Here is a 1,529-nt window from a genome sequence, read left to right on the forward strand (position 1 = left end):
CTTGCTCCGGTTCGTGGTCCGCGGTCTGTTGCGGGTGTGGTGTTGCCGGAGTTGTTCGCTGGTGCGGTGGGTGTTGCCGGTGCTGGTGGTGTTGCGGTGGTTTCTGGTTCTCGGGTGCTTTCGTATGGTGAGTTGGATGCGGCGTCGTCGCGGTTGGCGCGGATGTTGATGTCGGGTGGTGTGGGTCCGGGGTCGTTTGTGGCGTTGGCGTTGCCGCGGTCGGTGGAGTCTGTGGTTGCGGTGTGGGCGGTGGCGAAGGCCGGTGGTGCGTTCTTGCCGGTGGATCCGAGTTATCCGGTGGATCGGATCGAGCACATGTTGGTCGATTCGGGTGCTGTGGTGGGTGTTACGTTGGGTGCGCATTCGGATGCGGTGTCGGGTGTCGGTGGGGTGTCGTGGGTGGTGCTCGATGATCCGGATGTTGTGGCGGATTTGGCTTTTCGGTCTTCTGCTCCGGTGTTGGATGCGGAGCGTTCGGGGGTGTTGCGTCTCGATGATGCGGCGTATCTGATTTATACGTCGGGGTCGACCGGTGTGCCCAAGGGTGTGGTGGTCACTCATCGTGGTGTGGGGAACTTGGCTGCTGAGGAGCGGGTTCGGTTCGGTGTGGGGCCGTCGTCTCGGGTGTTGGCGTTTGCGTCGCCGAGTTTCGATGCGTCGATTCTCGAGTTCGTGTTGGCGTTCTCGGGTGGGTCGACGATGGTGATTGCTCCGCCGTTGGTGTTCGGTGGGGTGGAGTTGGCGTCGTTGCTTGCTGCTGAGCGGGTGACACATGCGTTCGTGACTCCTGCGGCGTTGGCGTCGGTGGATCCGGTGGGGTTGGAGTCGGTGGAGGTTGTTGCTACCGGTGGTGATGTGTGTGCGCCGGAGTTGGTGGCGAGGTGGGCTCCTGGTCGTCGGATGTTCAATGCGTACGGTCCGACGGAGGCGACGATTTTCTCGTCGATTTCGTCGGCGTTGGTGGTGGGGGAGTCGGTCGATATCGGTTCGCCGACGATCGGTTTCGCTGAGGTGGTGTTGGATGCGCGGTTGAATCCGGTGCCTGTGGGTGTGGTGGGTGAGTTGTATCTGGCGGGTCCGGCGTTGGCGCGTGGTTATCATGCGCGGTTGGGTTTGACGGCGGAGCGGTTCGTGGCCAATCCGTTCGGTGGTGCGGGTTCGCGGATGTATCGCACCGGTGATGTGGTGCGGTGGAATTCCTCGGGTGCGTTGGAGTATGTGGGGCGTAGCGACTTCCAGGTGAAGGTGCGTGGTTTCCGGATCGAGTTGGGTGAGATCGATTCGGTGTTGGCCGGTGTGTCGGGTGTCGATTTCGTGGTCACTGTCGGTCGTGACAATCAGGCCGGTTCGACGGTGTTGGTCTCGTATGTGTTGCCGGTCGCTGGTAGCAGTGTGGATGCGGCGGCGTTGCGTGAGCATGCCGGTTCGGTGTTGCCGGCGCACATGGTGCCCTCGGCAGTGGTGATGCTCGAGTCGATTCCGTTGACTCCTGCAGGCAAACTCGACCGACGCGCACTACCCGAACCTGA

1 protein-coding gene is annotated in these 1,529 nt (G+C 62.2%); it reads left to right on the top strand.

What is annotated here, in order from left to right; genetic code table 11:
* Window positions 1–1,529: amino acid adenylation domain-containing protein (locus tag ACOQFP_RS01470; RefSeq protein ID WP_421583214.1), on the top strand; the 1,529-nt coding region annotated here is incomplete at both ends.

Origin of the sequence: Rhodococcus sp. MALMAid1271 (assembly GCF_049195265.1) — a bacterium.
Taxonomy (GTDB): Bacteria; Actinomycetota; Actinomycetes; order Mycobacteriales; family Mycobacteriaceae; genus Rhodococcoides.